Source organism: Campylobacter sp. US50a, assembly GCF_004379015.1.
GTDB classification, from domain to species: domain Bacteria; phylum Campylobacterota; class Campylobacteria; order Campylobacterales; family Campylobacteraceae; genus Campylobacter_D; species Campylobacter_D jejuni.
This window is the reverse complement of record NZ_RYYJ01000005.1, coordinates 101526-121547: the sequence shown is the minus strand read 5'-3', so window position 1 is coordinate 121547 and position 20022 is coordinate 101526. Positions and strand designations below refer to the sequence as shown.

The 20022-nt window shown below is 31.9% G+C and carries 22 protein-coding genes and 1 other RNA gene; 1 reads left to right on the top strand and 22 read right to left on the bottom strand.

The genetic code is table 11. From position 1 onward, the window contains the following. Position 1 precedes the first annotated feature (1 nt). The 5 genes from ELQ11_RS04910 to efp all read right to left on the bottom strand — a co-directional run bounded on the left by ELQ11_RS04910 (position 2) and on the right by efp (position 4789). Positions 2–1294 carry an SLC13 family permease gene (locus ELQ11_RS04910; RefSeq protein ID WP_072223798.1) on the bottom strand — a complete coding sequence of 431 codons (1293 nt, stop codon included), beginning with the start codon at positions 1292–1294 and terminating at the stop codon, positions 2–4. 119 nt (positions 1295–1413) lie between these two features. Beyond that, the gene (locus ELQ11_RS04905; RefSeq protein ID WP_072223797.1) at positions 1414–2418 is read right to left on the bottom strand and encodes a DUF2891 domain-containing protein; all 1005 of its coding nucleotides are present in this window, start codon (positions 2416–2418) and stop codon (positions 1414–1416) included. A gap of 9 nt (positions 2419–2427) precedes the next feature. Then, complete coding sequence (locus ELQ11_RS04900; RefSeq protein ID WP_002870939.1) at positions 2428–3381, bottom strand: DUF979 domain-containing protein; 954 nt, start codon at positions 3379–3381, stop codon at positions 2428–2430. Further along, positions 3368–4060, bottom strand: coding sequence for a DUF969 domain-containing protein (locus ELQ11_RS04895; protein WP_052949779.1), 693 nt, complete (start codon positions 4058–4060; stop codon positions 3368–3370). Before ELQ11_RS04895 ends, ELQ11_RS04900 begins: the two co-directional genes overlap by 14 nt. Positions 4061–4219: 159 nt before the next feature. After that, positions 4220–4789 carry an elongation factor P gene (efp, locus tag ELQ11_RS04890; protein ID WP_002855210.1) on the bottom strand — a complete coding sequence of 190 codons (570 nt, stop codon included), beginning with the start codon at positions 4787–4789 and terminating at the stop codon, positions 4220–4222. Between the two features lie 113 nt (positions 4790–4902). Between efp and rnpB the strand changes: the two genes are divergently transcribed. After that, positions 4903–5223, top strand: an RNA gene (rnpB, locus tag ELQ11_RS04885) — RNase P RNA component class A. On the opposite strand, the gene ELQ11_RS04880 is transcribed toward rnpB, so the two are convergent. From ELQ11_RS04880 to sucD, 17 genes are all read right to left on the bottom strand, one after another. Continuing rightward, a complete protein-coding gene (locus ELQ11_RS04880) occupies positions 5221–5496 on the bottom strand; it encodes a hypothetical protein (protein WP_052949777.1) in 276 nt (91 codons plus the stop codon). The two genes, rnpB and ELQ11_RS04880, sit on opposite strands and share 3 nt — an antisense overlap. Beyond that, positions 5477–5863, bottom strand: coding sequence for a flagellar export chaperone FliS (gene fliS / locus ELQ11_RS04875; RefSeq protein WP_002861271.1), 387 nt, complete (start codon positions 5861–5863; stop codon positions 5477–5479). The genes ELQ11_RS04880 and fliS overlap by 20 nt, the downstream gene beginning before the upstream one ends. Positions 5864–5874: 11 nt before the next feature. After that, positions 5875–7821, bottom strand: a complete 1947-nt coding sequence (fliD, locus tag ELQ11_RS04870; protein ID WP_126233110.1) for a flagellar filament capping protein FliD — start codon at positions 7819–7821, stop codon at positions 5875–5877. A 2-nt stretch (positions 7822–7823) separates the two neighbouring features. Then, positions 7824–8189, bottom strand: a complete 366-nt coding sequence (locus tag ELQ11_RS04865) for a FlaG family protein (RefSeq protein ID WP_002870942.1) — start codon at positions 8187–8189, stop codon at positions 7824–7826. A 154-nt stretch (positions 8190–8343) separates the two neighbouring features. Continuing rightward, positions 8344–10146, bottom strand: coding sequence for a menaquinone biosynthesis decarboxylase (locus tag ELQ11_RS04860; protein WP_126219270.1), 1803 nt, complete (start codon positions 10144–10146; stop codon positions 8344–8346). Then, positions 10143–11066, bottom strand: coding sequence for a hydroxymethylbilane synthase (gene hemC, locus ELQ11_RS04855; RefSeq protein ID WP_002870944.1), 924 nt, complete (start codon positions 11064–11066; stop codon positions 10143–10145). The genes ELQ11_RS04860 and hemC overlap by 4 nt, the downstream gene beginning before the upstream one ends. Then, positions 11063–11452: an FxsA family membrane protein gene (fxsA, locus tag ELQ11_RS04850; RefSeq protein ID WP_002870945.1), complete on the bottom strand. Its 390-nt coding sequence runs from the start codon at positions 11450–11452 to the stop codon at positions 11063–11065. Before fxsA ends, hemC begins: the two co-directional genes overlap by 4 nt. Further along, positions 11449–13158 (bottom strand): proline--tRNA ligase, encoded by a 1710-nt coding sequence (locus ELQ11_RS04845; RefSeq protein WP_126219269.1) that lies wholly within the window; start codon positions 13156–13158, stop codon positions 11449–11451. Before ELQ11_RS04845 ends, fxsA begins: the two co-directional genes overlap by 4 nt. Beyond that, positions 13142–14440 (bottom strand): glutamyl-tRNA reductase, encoded by a 1299-nt coding sequence (gene hemA, locus ELQ11_RS04840; protein ID WP_134225174.1) that lies wholly within the window; start codon positions 14438–14440, stop codon positions 13142–13144. Before hemA ends, ELQ11_RS04845 begins: the two co-directional genes overlap by 17 nt. After that, complete coding sequence (locus ELQ11_RS04835) at positions 14440–15333, bottom strand: hexaprenyl-diphosphate synthase (RefSeq protein ID WP_052949770.1); 894 nt, start codon at positions 15331–15333, stop codon at positions 14440–14442. Before ELQ11_RS04835 ends, hemA begins: the two co-directional genes overlap by 1 nt. 13 nt (positions 15334–15346) lie before the next feature. Beyond that, positions 15347–15883, bottom strand: coding sequence for a hypothetical protein (locus ELQ11_RS04830; protein ID WP_002870948.1), 537 nt, complete (start codon positions 15881–15883; stop codon positions 15347–15349). A 2-nt stretch (positions 15884–15885) separates the two neighbouring features. Continuing rightward, a complete protein-coding gene (locus tag ELQ11_RS04825) occupies positions 15886–16149 on the bottom strand; it encodes a DUF2018 family protein (protein ID WP_002854834.1) in 264 nt (87 codons plus the stop codon). Positions 16150–16287: 138 nt separating this feature from the next. Continuing rightward, entirely contained in the window at positions 16288–16845 is a 558-nt protein-coding gene (locus tag ELQ11_RS04820) for a 2-oxoacid:acceptor oxidoreductase family protein (protein WP_002870949.1), read from the bottom strand. Then, on the bottom strand, positions 16842–17687 hold the full coding sequence (locus ELQ11_RS04815) for a 2-oxoglutarate ferredoxin oxidoreductase subunit beta (RefSeq protein WP_002854895.1): 846 nt from the start codon (positions 17685–17687) through the stop codon (positions 16842–16844). Before ELQ11_RS04815 ends, ELQ11_RS04820 begins: the two co-directional genes overlap by 4 nt. After that, positions 17688–18812 (bottom strand): 2-oxoglutarate synthase subunit alpha, encoded by a 1125-nt coding sequence (locus tag ELQ11_RS04810; protein ID WP_002870950.1) that lies wholly within the window; start codon positions 18810–18812, stop codon positions 17688–17690. It abuts the gene before it with no gap. A gap of 8 nt (positions 18813–18820) precedes the next feature. Next, entirely contained in the window at positions 18821–19132 is a 312-nt protein-coding gene (locus ELQ11_RS04805; protein WP_070240562.1) for a 4Fe-4S binding protein, read from the bottom strand. Between the two features lie 12 nt (positions 19133–19144). Beyond that, complete coding sequence (gene sucD / locus ELQ11_RS04800) at positions 19145–20014, bottom strand: succinate--CoA ligase subunit alpha (protein WP_002861259.1); 870 nt, start codon at positions 20012–20014, stop codon at positions 19145–19147. Between the last annotated feature and the right edge of the window lie 8 nt (positions 20015–20022).

Below are 20022 nucleotides of genomic sequence, written 5' to 3'. Positions count from 1 at the left end.
CTTATAAAATAAAACTCATTATAACAGTAGCTAAAATCGCCGCCATAAATCCTATTGGCACAGCTTTAATAAGTAAATCTTTAAATAATTTTTCCTTATATTTATCAGGACAAGATCCTAAAATTAAACTTCCTCCAGAAGAAAAAGGAGAAATAGCGGAAGCTTGAGCCCCTACAACAATACAAGAAAAAAGCAATGCCTCGCTTAATCCACTGCTTGCAGCAATGCTTGGAACTATAGGAAAAAGCGCTGGAGTAACCACACCCAAAGTACTTGAAAAAAGCGACATAAAAGCTGCAATAGCACACATTATTAACGGAATAAAAATCACATTGATCTCATTTTCTACAAGATCTGAAAATAATTTTATAGCCCCTGCTTCAACTGCTATGCTAATTAACATCCCTACTCCACAAATCATTATCAAGGTTCCCCAAGGAATTAAAGCAACAACTTGTTTCTCATCGGCTAATTTTAAAAATAAAGCAATGGCAACAAAAATCATGGCTATCATAGCTATATCTATTTTTTTATTAAAATAACTAATTGTCTCATTATGTGGAAAAATAATATTTAGCACAGGAAAGATTAAAACAACAATAATCATCATAAACATGAGAATTAAAGTAGTTTTTTGTTTATAATCAAATGGATCAGGTTTTGAAATAACACTGGTTTGCATCTTATTTTTAAAAGCATTAAACACAAAAAAAGATAATACCACAATAGGCAAAATTATAGTAAAAGCAAAAATAATACTAGAATTTATAAAAGCTTCATTTGCTTCAATACCTGAATTTTGCATCAATCCTCGAAAAATAATCCCACTTTGAGAAGTCATAAAATTTGCTCCTCCTAAAGCACCATAGTTTATAGCCATAGCTCCAGCAATTTTGCTTAAACCGATTTTATCGCAAAGTAAAAAAGTAAGGGGTGCCATAAAAGCTAAAACCGTATAAAAACCTGCTCCTAAAGCAGCTATAATAGCACTAACCACAAAAATAACAAAAGGAAGCAAATAAGGATGATTAGCAAAACGATACATCAAATGTCCAGCTAATTTTTCAAGAGTTCCATTTACGGTTGCAAAATTATAAAACAATGAAACAGCAAAAATAACAAAAAATATAGAAATAGGCCAAAAAGCTATGATTTTTTTAGGAGCTAAATCCATAAAAAAGGCTCCTATAATATAAGCAAAAATCATAGCAAAAATTCCAACATTATGTCTAGTAATATAACCTAAAATGATGGCTACTATAATACTAGAGATGATTAAAAAAACCATTATCATCCTTTAAAATATTATAGGGCTTATGATATCAAAAAATATATTTTTCAAAGCATAAAAACAAAATCTAAAATTTAAAAAATATCTATTTAGTAACAAATTTACTCATCTTATGAAATTTTTTATAAAATATCCACATCCATAGCAAGCAAAGCAAAGCTTCCTAGCCAATGCGACCCAAGATAATCATCTTCTATATGAGCTATGGCTTTATCAAAATGCTCTGTAGCATTATTTCTTAAAAGAATTTTTAAATTTTCATCGCAAAAATTTGAAAGTATTTTAAAACACCAAGCACGACTTAAATTTAGCCCATCTAGATGTGCTATTTTACCATCGCTCCTATCACTCACACTCACAGGGGTAAATAAAGTTGCAGGCTCTTTTGCTTCTAAATTTGGCAAATATACTTTAAAAAATTTTACAAAATCATTTTTAGGTAAAACAGCACTTAAAAGCACCGCTTCCATCAAAACAGGAGATAAAAACTCATCTCCACAAGGCTCTAAAGCTTGCATATTTTTATCATTTAAAAACCACTTTTTAGCACTTTGGATGATGTAATACTCTAATTCTTGATCTTTTTTAAATCTTGCATACTCTAAAGCAAAATACAAAGCAAAAGAGCTATTAAAATGGGTTCCAACTCGTATAGGATAATCCATCTTAGGCAAAAACTCCTTAAATTCTTTAACAAAAAAATCAGCTATGCCTTCTAAATTTTTAGCCCAAATTTTAGCTTTGTCATTTTCTTTAGCAAGTAAATTTATCTCCAAAGCCAGTTTTAAAAACCATCCCCATCCATAAGGTCTTTCAAAACCTTTGTGCGCAGGGTTTTGAAGATACTTAAGCTCTCCTTCTGCTTTTTCTTTGCTAAATTGAGAATCTAAGGCTTTGATGATTTCATCCTTTGGGGCAAAATGAGAAAAATCTTTTAAAATTTTCACCAAAAGCCAGTGAGAATGCACGCTAGAATGCCAATCATAAGAACCATAAAATATAGGATACATAAGTTTTGGCGGTTTAATATCATTGATATCATTAAAAGAATGTGTGATTTTATTTGGCAATTCTCTAAAAATATTTTCTAGTGCAATAAAGCTAAATTGTTTTATAAATTTTTCCATTTTTTCTCCTTAAAATCTAAAAGCTAAAAAATACATTAAAAAGATATTAGCTATAAGCAAAACAAGTCCTGACATAAACTGGGCTTTAATTACGCCATTTTTATCATCTAAATTTAAAAGTGCCGCAGGAACTATATTAAAATTTGCAGCCATAGGCGTCATTAAAGTTCCACAAAATCCACTAAGCATTCCAATCGCTCCTATAATAGCAGGATTTGCATGCATTTGTATGATTAAAATCGGCAAAGCAATAGCAGCAGTAATCACAGGAAAAGCTGCAAAAGCATTACCCATTACTATAGTAAAAAGTGCCATAGCAATACAATACACAGCTACTGCAATAAAAGCATTATCTAAACTAATATAACTAGATAAAAGTTTAGATACTTGATCGCCCATTCCCGTAGAAACAAAAACTACTCCAAGTGTAGCCAAAATTTGCGGCAAAAGCGCCGCCCAACTAATGTGATCCATAGTATGTGCTGCATCCTTAACGGCTCTTTTAGGAGAAGCCTTAAACATAAAACAAGCAACCACTGAAGAAATAATTATACCTATAATCAAAGCCATCAATGTAGCATTTTTATTTTCAAAAAAACTCAAATAGGGAAATAAAAAAGTCCCAATAAGTGTAATCAAAGGAACCATTAAAGCAGGAATAAAAAGTTTATTTTTATAAATATTTGCATGTTTTATCTCGTATTCTTTTTCTTCTTTGCTAACTTCAATCTTTGCTGGTTTTAATAAATTAAATCCTGCTATAAGTGCTAGTAAAATCACTATACAACCCATCACAAAATGAGGCAAAACTCCTGCTAGTAAAAAAGTAAAACTATAACTTATCCAGAATACCCCGCCGCTTATTCTTGATTTTATATCTTTAGCTTGATTAGAAAAACTTAAAATTCCAAAAACTAAAAATAAAATTCCTACAATATAATAAAGCAAATCAAGACTTATCATCACTCAACCCTTTATAAGTTTTTTCTAATCTTTTATCAAATAAATAAAGTCTAGAACAATGGATAATTAAAGCCAAAATTCCAGTTGGTATAGCCCAAACTGATAAATGCAATGGCTCAACAATAATACCATTGTTCTCATAAAAAGCTTTAATAAATAAAATAGAATGCACGGCTATAAAAATATCCTCTCCAAAAAATACAGCAACATTATCCGTTCCCGCAGAAAAGGCTTTGATTTTTTGACTATCTTTATGTGTTAAGTTTTTAAATTTAAGCTTAGCTGCAGCTTCTGCCATAGGGGCTATTAAAGGTCTTATCATCTGTGCATGTCCGCCTAAAGATAAAAGCCCTAAAGCTGCAGTAACTTGTCTAAAAACAAAATAACACATTAAAATTCGTCCTGTACTGGCAACTTTTATTTTGGATATTAAATTTTTAGCCTGCTCTCTTAAGCCTTTGCGTTCCAAAACAGCAAGTAAAGGTAAAATAAGCCAAATTATAGCAACATAGCGATTATCTACAAAAGATTTTCCTATATCACTAACAACCTTAACAAAATCAAAACCTGAAACAAGTCCAGCATAAATTCCAACTGAAGTTACCACTAAAAAGGGGTTAATCTTTAAAGCAAAACCTAAAACAATCAAAGGTATAGAAGCAAGAAGTAACCATTCCATCAATCATCTCCACAATATAAATTAGAAATATTATAGAAATTTTAAATTGAAGAAAAGTTTAAAAAAATATTTTTAAGAATGAAATGAGAAATTAAGTAACAAAATAAATTTTATATAAATTTAAAAAAGCCTTGGAATAGTCCAAAAGCTTTTTTTGTATTACTTGTTCGCTCTTTCTATATACTCACCACGCACAGTATCAACGCGTATAACTTCACCTTCTAGCACATGAAAAGGAATTTGCACTACTGCGCCTGTTTCTAAAGTAGCTGGTTTTTTATTTGATCCTTGAGTATCGCCTTTGAAATTTGGAGCCGTTTCGATGATTTTGAGTTCAACAACTTGTGGAACTTCTACGCCGATAGCCTTGCCATTATGAAAAAGTACATCTACCATCATACCATCAAGCATCCATTTTTTTGCCTCACCCACATCATCATCACTGATAGCTACTTGTTCATATGTTTGTGTATCCATAAATTGGCAATTTTCACCATCATCATAAAGATACTGCATAGTTTTATCTTCTAAATTTGGAGCTTCACATTTATCGCCTGCATGGAAAGTTTTTTCAAGTACTTTACCATCAATAAAAGATTTGATTTTAATACGCACAAAAGCAGGACCTTTACCTGGTTTTACATGCTGATACTCAACTATTTTAAAAGGAATTCCATCGATTTCTATTTTAAGTCCCTTTTTTAAATCACCCATTGAATAAGATGCCATAAATTTCCTTTGTTAAAAAATAAAAAATAATTCTATCAAATTTTGATTGATATCACAATAAAATTATTTTATTTGATAAAAAAATAAGTAAAATTACGCTAAAATTTAAATTTAAAGCATAGTAAATGCTCGCTTCTTTTTAGAAGAGGAAAGTCCGAGCTGCTAAAGACAAGCATTCCATCTAACAGATGGCTAGGGCAACCTAAGGGATAGTGCAACAGAAAGGAAACTACCACACAAGTGGAAAAGGTGAAACGGTGGGGTAAAAGCCTACCAGCGATTTTGGTAACAATTTCGGCTATGTAAACCCAATGTGCAGCAAGAAGGGATGGTTAGCGTCTTTATTTTAACCCTTCGCTTGATTTTGTTTGCAAAAACAAAACTAGATAAATGAGCATTCAAGACAGAACTCGGCTTATCGCTATGCTTTTTTAAGATTTAACATAGGTCAAAGCTTTTTGAAATTTTTGAATTTCAACAGCTTTTGTTTTTTTCTTTTGTTCAATCAGCATAACAGCTTCTCGCAAAAGAGCTTGAACTTGATGAAATACATCATTTACATTTTCTTTTAAAAAATCTTCTGAAGGCGATTTTTTGGCTAAATTTTTAACAAAAGCTTTCATATCAAGTTCATTAAGTAAATTTTCAAGCTTATTAATATCTTCTTGAATTAACGCGAGTTTAAAATCATTGATCCACTGTTTCATTGCTATGCACTTCTCTCCAAGCTTCTAGCAAACCTTTGGTTACATTTATAACTTCATTGATTCTCTCTTCGTTATTTTCTAAATTTGCTAAAGATAAAAGTTGAATTTCTCTTGTATAAAGCCCACTTAAATAATGCGCCACATCTCCACCTTTTTCATAATCTAAAGTATTAATAAGCTCTATAAAAATAGCTGTTGTTCTTTTTACAAAGTATACTCTTTGCTCTATATCCTCATTTCTTATTGCCACTTTAGCTCTTGCACAAAAACGCAAAATCCCTTCATAAAGCATTTCGATAAGTTTTTGCGGAGATTCTATCCCCGCTTGATTTTGAGAATAAGCATTATAAGCTAAACTATTTTGCATCTTTTTTGTCCTTAACTATTGCTTGAATTATTTGCTGCATTAATCATATTGGTTACAGTTGATAACTGTTGATTGAGTTTATTTAAAATACTCTCATATTGCAACCATTGATTTGCCATAGTATCATATCTAGTATCTATCAATTTTTGAGCAGATTCTTTTGATGCATTTAATGCCTTTGTATCATTTGTTAAACTCTCATCATATTTTGTTAAAGAGCCATCTTTGCCTGTTATACCTCGTAAAGTTGTTTTAAGCTGAGCAAAAACACCTACACCTTCAACTGCCTCAGCAGCAATGCTCGTTTGGCTTAAGCCAAATTGTTTAAGAAATTCGCTATCTCCTTTTATGGCAAAATCAGAACTTCCGTCGGTTTTAAAATTAAGCTTATATCCTTTTTCTCCATCTTTTTCATAAGTTTCAACTTTAACTGTTAAACCTTCAATACCTTTACTATTGATATGATCAGCTAGATTTTGAAGCATTTCTTGTTCTGTTTTTCCTGTTAATTTAAAATCAGTTCCATCAGCATTTTTAGATAAATCATAAGTTTCAAAATTCGTAACAATTTGAAACTTACCTGAAGAAAAACTTATACCTTTATCATCACCTTCACCCACATATTTGTTAAGACTACCTTCTTTAATTAAATCACCAGTATAGTTTATATCCTTGTATTGAGTAATGCCTGAAAAAAAGCTTTCAGTTAAATCAGGATTTTCTTTCATCTTGCTTTCAAAAGTAGAAGAGTCAAAATTTAAAGTTCCTGACTCAGTCATACTTAAACCATAGTCTTGCAAAGAAAGCATTACCTTGGCACTTACTTTATTTCCATTAGTATCTTCTACGGTACCATCAACTGATTGAGTTTTAAAAAGCACAGAAATAATACTAGATCGAATAGAATTTACTTCGGTTACGCCTTGTAAAGAACCTTTGGTTCCTGTTTCGCTGTTATAGTCTGTAGCGGCATTAAGATTTAACACTAAACCATTATAGGCATCAACCATATCTTGCATAGCCTTGGTAACAGACTCACTATCTTGCTGAACATCAAAATTAATTTCACCTGTTTTATTTAAAGTCAAAGTAATACCTACACCAAGATCGGTTATAGTATTGCTCGATCTTGTCATCTTGATACCATCCATGGTAAATTTAGCATCCTGAGCTTTTTGAATATGCAAAGGATTATCTTCGCTATCAATAATGCCAACACCTTTTTTACTTTTAGCAGGATCAAAATCTTCAGCACCTAAAGCTTTATCGTCGAGTTGCCAACCAAGACTTTCAAAAACACCTTTAGCATTTTCATCAACTTGATATTTCCCATCAGCATTCTTTTTCCCTGGATAAAAGCTTATAGCATTATCTTCACCTGTTTCCTTGCTTGTTAAAGTTAAACGATAAGGTGCGTCTTTTTCTCCTGTATTTACCATCTTAGCTACAATTTCTCCACCCGTAGCAGTATTGATCTTATCAGCCAAATCTTTATAAGTCGTATTTTTATCTATAGTGACACTGTATTCTTTTCCATTAGAAAAAAAAGTTAAATTTGTAGGTTCTTTTAAACTTGCATTGATAATTCCTGTATCATTTACCAAGCCCTTGCTTTGATAAACATCTTTTTGAGCAAGTTGAGTCACATTGATATTCATGCTTTGCAAAGCAACACCTGAAGTCACACTAAGGCTTGCAGGAGGATTATCAGTGATACTTGCTATAACCTTTCTTTTAGCAAAAGCTGTAGAATCTCCCAACGATGACACAGCTGTTTGAAAAGTAGAAAGCTTGGTTTTAAGCTCGGTTAAATCTTTTTGTTTGGTTGTATTTTCTTCAATTTTTTTAGTATAAGGATCAATACGAGCCTTTTGTTCTGCTTCTTTTAACTTATCTAAGGTTTCTTGTTTTAATACTCCAGAACCAAATCCTAAACTAGATAAACTACCAAATGCCATTTTTAACTCTCCTTATCAAATATCATTCCTATCACATCTCTAAAATACTCAGCTAATCTCATAGCTTCTTCGCTAGGAATTTGACGAATTTCCCTTCCAGTACTTTTTTCAGTCACGCTAATATACATAGAATTAATTTTATCGCTATAACCAAAACGAACATTAGTATCTAAAGAATCCATTTGTTCATTTAACTTTTTTGTAATATCAGCTAACTTTTCACTCACACCTTGTTGTTGTCCATCATCGCCTCCTTGGCTTTGACTTCTATCGGTTTGAATGTTTAAACTAGCCTGTGTCTCACTTGTTCTTTGGCTAATGTTTGCCAAAGCTGTATCCATTTGCCCATTTGCCTTCGATATTTCCATTTTAAAATCCTTTTTAAAATTTCTTATTGCTAGTTACAAGCTTATATCGACAAATTTATAAAATTATGAACACCCTATAAAGAAAAATTTATTTTTCAATATAAAAAACAGTAAGCAAAAACTGTGCCAAAATTTTAAAAAAATTTCAAATTTATTAAAAAATTTCAAATTTATTAAAAAGATCTGGATTATTTTCTAAGATATTACGCAAGATTAAATCTTCTATCACGCTTTTAGTGCAATCTGTTTGCTTAGGCCAAGTTCTTAAATAGCCCTCAGCTTCACCCTTAGCACTTGCATCCACTCCAAGTCTTTCTTCTTTGATAAAAATATCTCTTTTAGCATCTATATTATTTACCACACGCCAAACAAGCATATAAGGGTTTTCAAGCTTATTTTCGGTATCCAAAAATACTAAAATCCTAAAATGTTTTTTAAATTCTAAAAGTTTATTAAAACTTTGTTCGATTTTTTCTTTTTTATCAAGCAAAATGCAAACTATAGGACTTTTGCTTTCTTTATAAAATTGCTTTAAATTTAAAAGCTCTACCTTAGTTTTAAAAAGTTCTAATAATTTTTTATCTTCTAAAATTTCAAGCTCTTCTACTTGTGTTTCCTTGCAAGCATCAAGTCCTGCTTTACCCCCAAAACAAGCATTAGGCGAAGCATGATCTAATTGATCGCAAATTCCTTCTGAAATTAAAATTTTTTCCGTATCAAAACGATTTAAAATATAAGGAATTAAAGCATCATAATCTTTCAAAGAAGGTGCATTTTTATCCACAAAAATTGCATGTTTAACAAAGCTCATTTGCCCCACTCCCCAAAATGCATGCATGATTTGTTGCGCATGAGCGGGATATTTTGCATCGATTTTTGCTAAGATAAGATTATGAAAAACTCCATTTTCGGGCATATTATAATCAAGTAAATCTGGAACTGAAGTTTGAAGCAAGGGTAAAAAAATTCTTTCGGTACCAAGCCCCATAATCTTATCTTCTAAAGGAGGCTTTCCTACAACCGTTGCTTGATAGATCGCATCTTTTTTAGTATAAATTTTTTCTACTTTCATCACAGGAAAAAGTTCGGCAGGAGTGTAAAAACCCGTATGATCTCCAAAAGGACCTTCAATTTTAAACTCTTCTAAATCCACATAACCTTCAATAACCACATCACTATCATAAGGTACAAAAATACCATTTTCACAAGGGGTAAGTTTTGCAGGAGTTTTTTTAATAAAACCATAAAGCAAAAGTTCAAAAATTCCTTTAGGTAAAGGTGCTTGAGAACACCAAATATAAAGCGGATCTCCGCCTATAGCTATACTTATAGGCATTTTTTTAAAACCAGCATTTTTGTATTCGTGATAAAAATTTGCCCCATCTTTATGAATTTGCCAATGCATTAAAAGTTCATTTTTATCGCTCATTTGCAAACGATACATTCCAAGATTATTTTGAGTTTTATCTAAATTTTGTGTATAAACTTGCCCCATAGTGATAAATTTACCCGCATCATATTCCCAAGTTTTTAGTATAGGAAGTTCTTCAAGTGAGTTTAAAATTTCATAATCATACAAGGCTTTATTTTTTTTCAGTCTTTTAGGAGGAACATTTTTAAAACTTAACAAATTCATAAAAAAATCCATTTTTGCTTTAAAACTCGTAGGAATATGAAGCTTGGTGAGTTTTGAAATTTCTTCAGCCACCTCTTCATAATCACGCCCAAAAGCTAAATTTAAAGCCTTTTCATTACAAAAAGTATTCATCAAAACAGGAAATTTATATTGTTTATTTAATTTTTTATCTATAGGATTTTTAAATAATAAAGCCTTACCTTTTTCTCCTTTTTTAGCTTCTATATAAGCTAAATGAGCGATTTCAAGATCTACATCTACAGGCTCTTCAATTACCCTTAAAAGATCATTTTCTTTTAAAATTTGAATAAATTCTTTCATATCATACTCTCAGCTTTTTTTAAAAGTTCTTTAGCACCTTTAGCAATAAACTCCTTAGCCAAACTCTCCCCAAAACCTTTAAAATCATTCTTTTTAATCATTCTTTTATCTTTTAAAATTTCACTTCCATCGGGTAGTCCAAGCACCGCACGCACACAAATTTCATCCCTTAAAAGCTCTGCGTTAATACCTATAGGAACCTGACAACCCCCTTCTAAAGTAGCGATAAATTCCCTTTCAATGCTTGTTTCAATCAAAGCATTTTCATCATTTAAACATTTTAAAAGTTTTAAAATTTTTTCATCATTTATACTTTCTATACCTAAAGCTCCTTGAGAGGCTGCAGGGATTAGTTCATCCTTGCTAAATTCATAAACAAAATTCACTTGCTTATCTAAGTTTAAGCGTTTAATTCCCGCCATAGCTAAAATAATCGCATCAAATTCATTATTTTTTAATTTCTCTATACGAGAATTAACATTACCGCGCAAAGAAATAATCTCTAAATCAGGTCTTAATAATAAAATCTGCATCTTGCGTCTAAGACTAGTAGTGCCTATTTTTGCACCTTTTGGCAAAGAAAGAAAATCTTTATAATTTTGACTTAGCATAGCATCATTGCTTTGCTCTCTTTTACTTACCGCTGCCAAAACTAAACCTTGAGGAAAAAAACTAGGCACATCTTTTAAACTATGCACCGCCAAATGTGCTTCTTTTCTTAACATACTTTCTTCAAGTTCTTTTGTAAAAAGTCCCTTGCCACCAATTTTTGCCAAAGGAGAATCCAGCAAAACATCGCCTTTTGTTTTAAAACCTTCTAAAAGCACTTCAATTTGATGTGTATTTTTTAAAATTTGGGCTACATGTTCACTTTGCCAAAGAGCTAATTGACTTTTTCTTGTTGCGATAATAAGCTTCATTTTCTATCCTCTATAATTTCAACATCAATGATTTCTTCATTAGAATTTTGATACTCTTGCTTAGTGTATTGATATTTTGATTTAGTCATTATTTTCAAAACAATACCAAAGAAAAACACAAAAATTCCAAAAACACTTGTAATAATCCCTGGAAAAACAAGTAAAAACCCTGCGATAACAAAAGAAAATTGTGTTAACATATCCTTTAAGCCACCCATTTGAAATTCAAGCATATTTTTCCAAAAAATTCCCAATAAAACCACACCAAAAATCATACTCAAAAGTATGAAAAATAAAAAATTACCAAAACCAAAAAACACTATAAAAAATATACTTGCAATAATTTCAAGTACAAATAAAGGACTTAAGCTTAATTTATAATTCATAACACTTTCTTTTTAAGAATTTCCATAAGTTCATCAGTTTTTATAAGTTCTTTTATCAAACCCTCTCTTTGGATAAACTCTATTTCATTATTTTCTAATCCTTTGCCAATAACTAACGCATAAGGAAAACCCATAAGTTCAAAATCATTCATTTTAACCCCAAAACGCTCATTTCTATCATCAAGCAATACCTCTAATCCAAGATTAGTTAAATCCTCATAAAGCTTATTAGCAAATTCTAAAGCCTTTTCATCTTTGAGATTTGAAACAATAATTTCAAGCACAAAAGGAGCTAAAGTTTTATTCCAGATACATCCTTTTTCATCATGATTTGCTTCAATAGCTACAGCCAACAAGCGTGAAACACCTATGCCGTAACATCCCATATAAAAAGGCTGACTTTTGCCATTTTCATCTAAGAAATTTACATTCATCGCTTTAGAATATTTTTGTCCTAATTTAAAAATATGCCCTACTTCTATACCTTTGCTTTGTTTTAATTTTGCTCCACATTTAGCACAGCAATCCCCTTCTTTAACTTCAATCAAATCTTTAAAACGATCTTTGTTTAAATTTACAACATCAATGCCGATTAAATGATAATCTTTTTCATTCGCACCCATAATCATTTGCTTTTCGTTTTCAAGCTCAAAATCTATATAAAAATCTATATCTTTTAATCCCACAAAACCTATAAAACCAGCTACCAAGCCAGCTTTTTCTAATTCTTCTTCGCTTGCATCGACTAGTTCAAGGGCATTGCAAGCATTTTGAGCCTTGATTTCTTGTAAATCATCACTTCCTCTTATAAAAAACACAACTAATTTGCTTTCATTTTCATAAATAGCTTTTTTTACCACTGCTTTAATCGTATAAAAAGCATTGATTTTAAAAAATTGTGCTAAAGAATCTATAGTTTTAATATTTGGAGTGTGAAATTTACTTGCATAATTTGCTTCGGGACGCTCATCTTGACAAATTTTTTTAGCTCTTTTTGCAGCTTCAACATTAGCCGCATAATCACAATTTTCGCAAATTAAAATATCATCTTCCCCATTTTTTGCCAAAACCATAAATTCCTTAGAACCGCTTCCACCAATAGCCCCACTATCAGCTTCAACTGCTCTAAAATCAAGTCCCATTCTTTGTAAAATTTGAGAATAAGTTTTATACATAAGCTCAAACTCACGCCCTAAATCTTCTTCATTAGCATGAAAACTATATCCATCTTTCATTAAAAATTCACGACATCTTAAAAGCCCAAATCTAGGCCTTGCTTCATCACGAAATTTAAGTCCGATTTGATATAAATGCAAAGGAAGTTGCTTATAGCTTGTGATTTTGTTTTTTACCAAAGAAAGCATAGCTTCTTCATGTGTTGGGCCTAAAACAAATTCATTTTCTTTTCTGTCTTTAAAACGCAGAAGTTCTTTTCCAAAAACATTATAACGCCCACTTTCTTGCCACAAACTTGCAGGAGTGATAAAACTAAGATTTACTTCTTGTGCTCCAGCCTTATCCATTTCTTCTTTAACTATATTTTTAATCTTATCTAAAACTCTTTTTCCTAAAGGCAAGAAATTATAAAGTCCACTGCCAATTTGTTCTACAAAACCCGCACGCGTTAAAAAAATATGACTAGGCAAACTCGCATCTTTTGGCGCTTCTTTTAAACTTGGTGCATAAAATTTAGTAAATCTCATCATTATTCTCCATATCAAATTCACATTTATATTGATTTAAACCTTCAAGATTATTTTGCAAATCAAAAACATAACGCATAGCATTAATCACTGTATCGCTTTGCATTTTACCTTGTAAATGTTTCAAATTCACAGTAGGTGTGTGTAAAAAAGCCTTAAAAACTTGATGAATCAACTTTCTAGCTTCTTCTTTATCAGATTTTTTCAAATATCCTTTTTTTAACGCAATTTCAAGTTGTTTATCTGCATATTCTTTAGCTTGCAAGCGTATGGCTTTGATAATAGGCATCAAAGCCAAATCGTTTAAATACCTAAAAAATTCACTTGTTTCACGACCTATTATCCCATAAGCCATACGAGCTTCTTGTTCTCTTAGTGCTAAATTTTTTTGAACCACAATCTCAAGATCATCTACAGCAAAAACAGATATATTTTCATTTTCATTAATATCGATATCCCTTGGAACTGCAATATCAAAAAAATACCTTTTGTAAGGAAGTTCTTCTATTAAAGAATTTGTAATAATAGCATTTGGTGCATTAGTAGCTGAGAAAAAAAACTCATATTGATTTAAATATTTTTTTAAATTTTCTAAACTATCATATTCGCTTAAAACACCAAGTCTCTCACACAAATCTTTGGCTTTTTGTAAATCACGATTTAAAATAATCACTTTAGCACCCGCAGCAATTAAATGTTTTGCTGCAAGTTCCCCCATCTCTCCAGCTCCAATAACAACAGCTTTTTTCTGTGTTAAATCTGCAAGTTCTTTTGCTTTTGCCACGGCAACGCTAGCTACAGAAATAGGATTTTTAGAAATTTGAGTTTCATTGCGTACCTTAGCAGCACATTTAAAAGCACTATGTACCGCTCTTGAAAGGTGTACTCCGCAAAAATTATTTTTTACAGCAAAAGCAAAGGCATCTTTTAATTGTCCTGCTATCTGAGTTTCGCCGACCACCAAACTATCCAAAGAACTTGCTACAGAAAAAAGATGGTGGATTGCTCCACTATCTTCAAAAATATCAGCTTTTTCAAGCAAAATATCTTTATCAACATCACAAAGTAAAGCCAAAGATTTAACAATAAACTCCGCACAGGCCATTTTTACAAAAGCAATAATTTCAACACGATTGCAAGTACTTATAACCAAACATTCTTCAATATTTTCATGAGTGCTAATGATTTTTAAAAACTCACTTTTTTTAGCTTCATTGGAAAAGCTTAACTTTTCCCTTAAGGCAATATCTGTATTTTTATGAGTAAAAGATATACAATAATACATTAAAATTCCCTATCTATCATAGCTTTAATAATATCATTAAGCTTGTTATTATCATATTTTTCAATCGCTTTACTAGCCTTTTTTGTATAAGTTTTAGCTTCTAAAATAGCTTTTTCCAAAGCTTTTTGTTCTTCAAATTTAGTTTTTAGCCACTCTTTTTCATTTTCATTTAAATCTTTTTTAAATAAAGTCTGCAAATATATCCTATCTTGTTCTTGTAAATTTTCATAAAGATAAATATAAGGTAAGGTAGTCTTACCCTCTTTAAAATCATTCATAGCAGGTTTTCCAAGAATTTTTTCATCACTCTTAATATCTAAAATATCATCAATCATCTGAAAAGCGAGTCCTAAATTTTTTCCATATTCTGCAAAATCTTTTTCATATAATCCAGCCAAAATAGCTCCGCATCTCGCACTTGCTTCGATCAAAACAGCTGTTTTATTATAGATCATTTTCAAATAAGCTTCTTTATTGATATTAAATTTCTCTCCCAAATCAACATCCATAAGTTCGCCTATAGCAAGCTTTACAACAGCATCTGAAATAATACTTGCAAATCTAGCATCCATTTTACTTAATTCATAAAAGGCTTTGGAATACAAAATATCGCCCAACATAAGAGCATTTTTTGTACCAAATTCAGCATTGACAGATCTTGCTCCACGCCTTAATTCACTCTCATCGATAATATCATCATGCAACAAACTAGCAAGATGTATCAATTCTATAGTTGCACAAATTTTAAAAGCAATCTCACTCTCATCTGCGATAGCTAATAATAATTTAGAACGTAATTTCTTTCCTGATTTTACATTTGAAAGCATATTTAAAATAGGTTCATAGCCAAGTTCTTCTAAAAACTGTTTTATTAATTCATCTATTTTTTGCACTATCTTTTCCTTGTTAATTGCTATTATTATTTTCTTTGTTTGTTAATGGTTTTACCTGAGGTTCGTTAAAATTAATCATAGGAACAACCTGATTGTTTTGCGGTGGATTTTGTAAAGCTTTTTTTCTCGGATCTAAAAATTCTACCATTAAGCGAGATTCCTTATCTTCTATATAAACTGTAAAAGTTGCCAAACCTTTATTATAAGCACTAAATTCTAAAATCAGTCTTGCTCTATCAATATGTGGATTGGTATAATCAGGTATTAAAGTTTGAGTTACCCAATCTAAATTTCTTCTTAAACTCATCACAAATTGACGCGGATATTTGCGAAATTTCGAATGTACGATGATATTAGTATTATCAAACAAAGTCCAATAAAAATCAAAATTTTGCACCTTATCTTCATAGCCTATTTCTTTAATCTGCACACTAGCTCTCTCATCTTTTTTAAGTATAAATTTATAAGTATAATCAAAAGTTGGTTCAGATGCTAAAACATTACTAAAAATAAAAAAAATACAAATTAAACAAGGGCTTATTTTAAACAATTTTAGCCTTCGTGTCCTAAAATTTTTGCGCCTAATTCTATATAAATATCATTTTGCCTTTCTTCTATAAAATCACCATTTTCTAATATGAAATTTTTTACATCCATTTCTGTTAAACCTTGTTTTTCTAAAAGTTCTACCATGGCAATATGATCAGCAAAAAATTCCTCAAAAACTTTTTCTAAGGCTCCTAAATTTCCATTTTGTATAATTTCTATAAATTTTTCTTTTGGAGTTTTATTAAACATTTCATCAAAAAAATCCATTAATTTTCCTTGAAAATATAAGTTTTTGATTATAAAATTTTAATCGTTAAAAGTAGCTAAATTAAAATAATTAAAATTTAAATTTTATTTGCAATATGTAAAATTTTAGAAGTTAAATTCCGCATAATGCGGAATTTATTATGAATGTGGTTTTGCTTGAGTGGCGTATTTTACACCCAAATCAAAAGCTTTAGCATTTGCGTCACGAGTTTTTGCAGGAACCATATGAAGCATAGTTTCCTTTAAAACATCTAAATCTATACATTTGCTCATATAAGCAGCAATTGCAAGTGCTACAACTGATTGAGTAGCCACATTTCCTACCTCATCTTTAGCTATGGTAATAATAGGAATTTCAAAAATTTGCCATTTTTTATAATCTTCACTTTCAGGATGTACCAAATTTGGCTCTACAACTATGATGCCTCCTTCTTTTACACCGCCACGAAAACCTTTATAGCCCTTATCTGCAGTCGAAAGCATAAAGTCTATCTCCCCTTCTACAGCATAAGGAAATAAAATTTCTTTATCATCAATGATAATATCCACCTTAGTAGGGCCACCACGCACTTGTGAAGTATAAGTTGAAGCCTTAAAAGCTTGGCGACCTTCTTTAATGGCTGCTTCTGCTAAAATTTCTCCTGCGGTGATAACACCTTGTCCGCCTTCACCGCCAAATCTTAATTGATATTTCATTTTAAAGCTCCTAAATCCACCATTCTTTTTTCTTTGGCTGCACGACGTACTTCTTCATAAGCGTGGCAGTATTCTGGCTGAGAATTATCTTCATGTAAAATTCCTGTTGGAAATTTATCTTTTCTTTCTTCAAAGTCCATGCTTTCAAATTTAGCTTTATCCACAACGCGATTTTTAATCCAATCAAGCATAGCTACAGCTTCGCCCATTTTGTTTTTTCTACCTAGATTGATATGACAATTTGAAAAAACATCTACAAAACTATAACCCTTGTGTGCTAAAGCCTTATAAATTAAATTTTCAAGCTTATTAGCTTCGATCACATTACCCCTTGCCACAAAAGAAGCTCCTGCAGCTTTAGTTAATTCACACGCATCAAAATTTGGATCAATATTTCCAAATTGAGCTGTTACTGTATAAAAACCTTTTGGAGTGGTTGGACTTGTTTGAGAATTCGTAAGTCCATAAATGAAGTTATTGATCACAATATGTGTTAAATCGATATTTCTACGACAACCATGTATGGTATGATTTCCACCAATTGCCAAAGTATCCCCATCTCCACTTACCACAATAACATGTTTACTAGGATTGGCTAATTTAATACCTGTTGCATAAGCTATGGCTCTACCATGAGTTGTATGAACTGTATTGCAATTTACATAAGAACTCATTCTACCACTACAACCTATACCCGAAACAAGACAAACATCATCCATATTCCAACCAAGTTTTTCTATTGCACGGATAATACATTTTAAAACAACACCATCGCCACATCCCCAGCACCACTGAGTAGGCATTTTATCTACTCTTAGATATTCATCATAATTAAAAGCCATTTATATACTCTCCTTTACCTTAGCAATAATTTCACTTGGAGTGATAGGACGACCATTTGCACGGTGTAAACTAATAAAATCGCGACGCGAAGTTACTCTTTCAATCTCTTCAAGATATTGTCCCATATTAAGCTCGCTTACCATTACTTTTTTAAATTTGCTTACAACTTCAGCGATTTTTTTCTCAGCCACTGGATAAAGAGTAATTGGACGGAAAAGTCCCACTTTAATCCCTTGTTCTCTTAATCTTTGTATAGCTTCTTTTGCTGAACGACTCACGCTTCCATAAGCAATGATTAAAAATTCAGCATCATCAAGCATATACTCTTCATAAGCACAAATATCTTCTTGATTGTTTTTAATTTTACCTATGAGTCTTTCCATATTTTTTTTCACTATAACTCCATCTTCAGTTGGAAAACCTATATCTCCATGATGAAGTCCTGTAACATGATAACGATAACCTGTAAAGAAAGGATTTAAAGTTGCAGGCTCATTTTCTCCTGCTGCATAAGGTTTATAATCCTTTTTATCTCCTTCGAATTTTTTACGGTTATAAACTTTAATATCTTTTAAATCAGGTAAAACCGCTTTACCATTCATATGCCCTACAGTTTCATCCATAAGTAAAAACACTGGAGTCATATATTTTTCAGCTAAATTAAACGCTCTAATGGTTTCTGTATAAGCTTCTTCAAGACTTGCAGGAGCAATAGCAATGCTTGCAAAATCCCCATGAGTTGGTGCTTTAGCCTGAAACAAATCTCCTTGTGCTACACGGGTTGGAAGACCTGTTGAAGGACCACCTCTCATAACATTTACAATCACAAGTGGAATTTCGGCAATAAATGCAAGTCCTATTTGCTCTGCTTTTAAAGAAATTCCAGGACCGCTACTTGCAGTCATGGATTTTACTCCACTCATTGCCGCACCAATAGCCACACTAATACCTGAAATTTCATCTTCCATTTGTATAAAAGTTCCATCATTTGCAGGAAGCATATGACTTAGCTCGTGAGCTATCTCACTACTAGGGGTAATAGGATAGCCTCCAAAAAATTTACATCCACAATCAATCGCAGCTTTGGCGATTAAAACATTACCTGTTGCTATAACTTCTCTCATTATTTTTCCTATGTTAATTTTTTGTATTTGTTATTTTTTACGGCTACAGCTCTATCTTTAGACTCAGCAGTAAGTTTAGCAAATTTAAATTCATCTCTTTTTGCCACCATAATAGCAAAATCAGGGCAATGTGTCTCACACTCGGTACAGCCTATACAGGATTCAGGGTGTACCACCTCTATCATTTGTCCTAAAACCGCATGCACATCATCGCGCATAGCTAAAACCCCAGCGGGGCAATAGCTAACACAAATATTGCATGCTTTGCATCTATGCTCATCTACCCAAACAGGGGTATCTTTTGGAGCTGTCATACTCATGTTTTTCCTTTATCAACCTAATATTTTTTGAATTTCTTCACCAATTAAAGCCGGAGAATCCACCACATGAATTCCGTAACTTTTCAAAGCTTCTTTTTTAGCCACAGCACTTTCATCAGCACTTCCTACTATGGCACCTGCATGCCCCATTCTTTTACCTTTTGGAGCAGTTGCACCTGCAATGAATGCTACCACAGGTTTGCTAATATTTTCTTTAATAAATTTAGCCGCTTCCACTTCCAAACTACCACCAATTTCACCTATCATTACAATAGCTTTAGTTTCATCATCTTTTTGGAATTCACTTAAAAGTTCTTTATAAGCAAGACCTATGATAGGATCACCGCCAATTCCTACTGCAGTAGAAATTCCATAACCACCTTGAACTACCTGATTAGCAGCTTCATAAGTTAAAGTTCCACTTTTTGAAATAAGCCCCACGCAACCTTTTTTAAAAATAAAACCTGGCATAATTCCTAATTTGCATTCTTCAGAAGTGATAATACCTGGACAATTTGGTCCAATGATTTTCATACCCTTTTTATTAGCATATTGCTTAGCAAACATCATATCCTTTACAGGTGTATGCTCTGTGATTACAACTGCAAGCTTAATACCCGCATCGGCTGCTTCAATCACGCTATCACCCACAGCAAAAGCAGGTACAAAGATCAAGCTCACGTCAGCCTTTGTTGCTTTAACCGCATCTGCAACGGTATCAAAAACTGGTTTACCTAAATGAGTTTGTCCGCCTTTATGAGGGGTGACACCTCCAACTATATTTGTACCATAAGCCATGCATTGCTCAGCGTGAAAAGTTGCTTCTTTACCCGTAAAACCTTGAACTATTACTTTTGTATTTTTATTAACCAATATACTCATTTTCTATC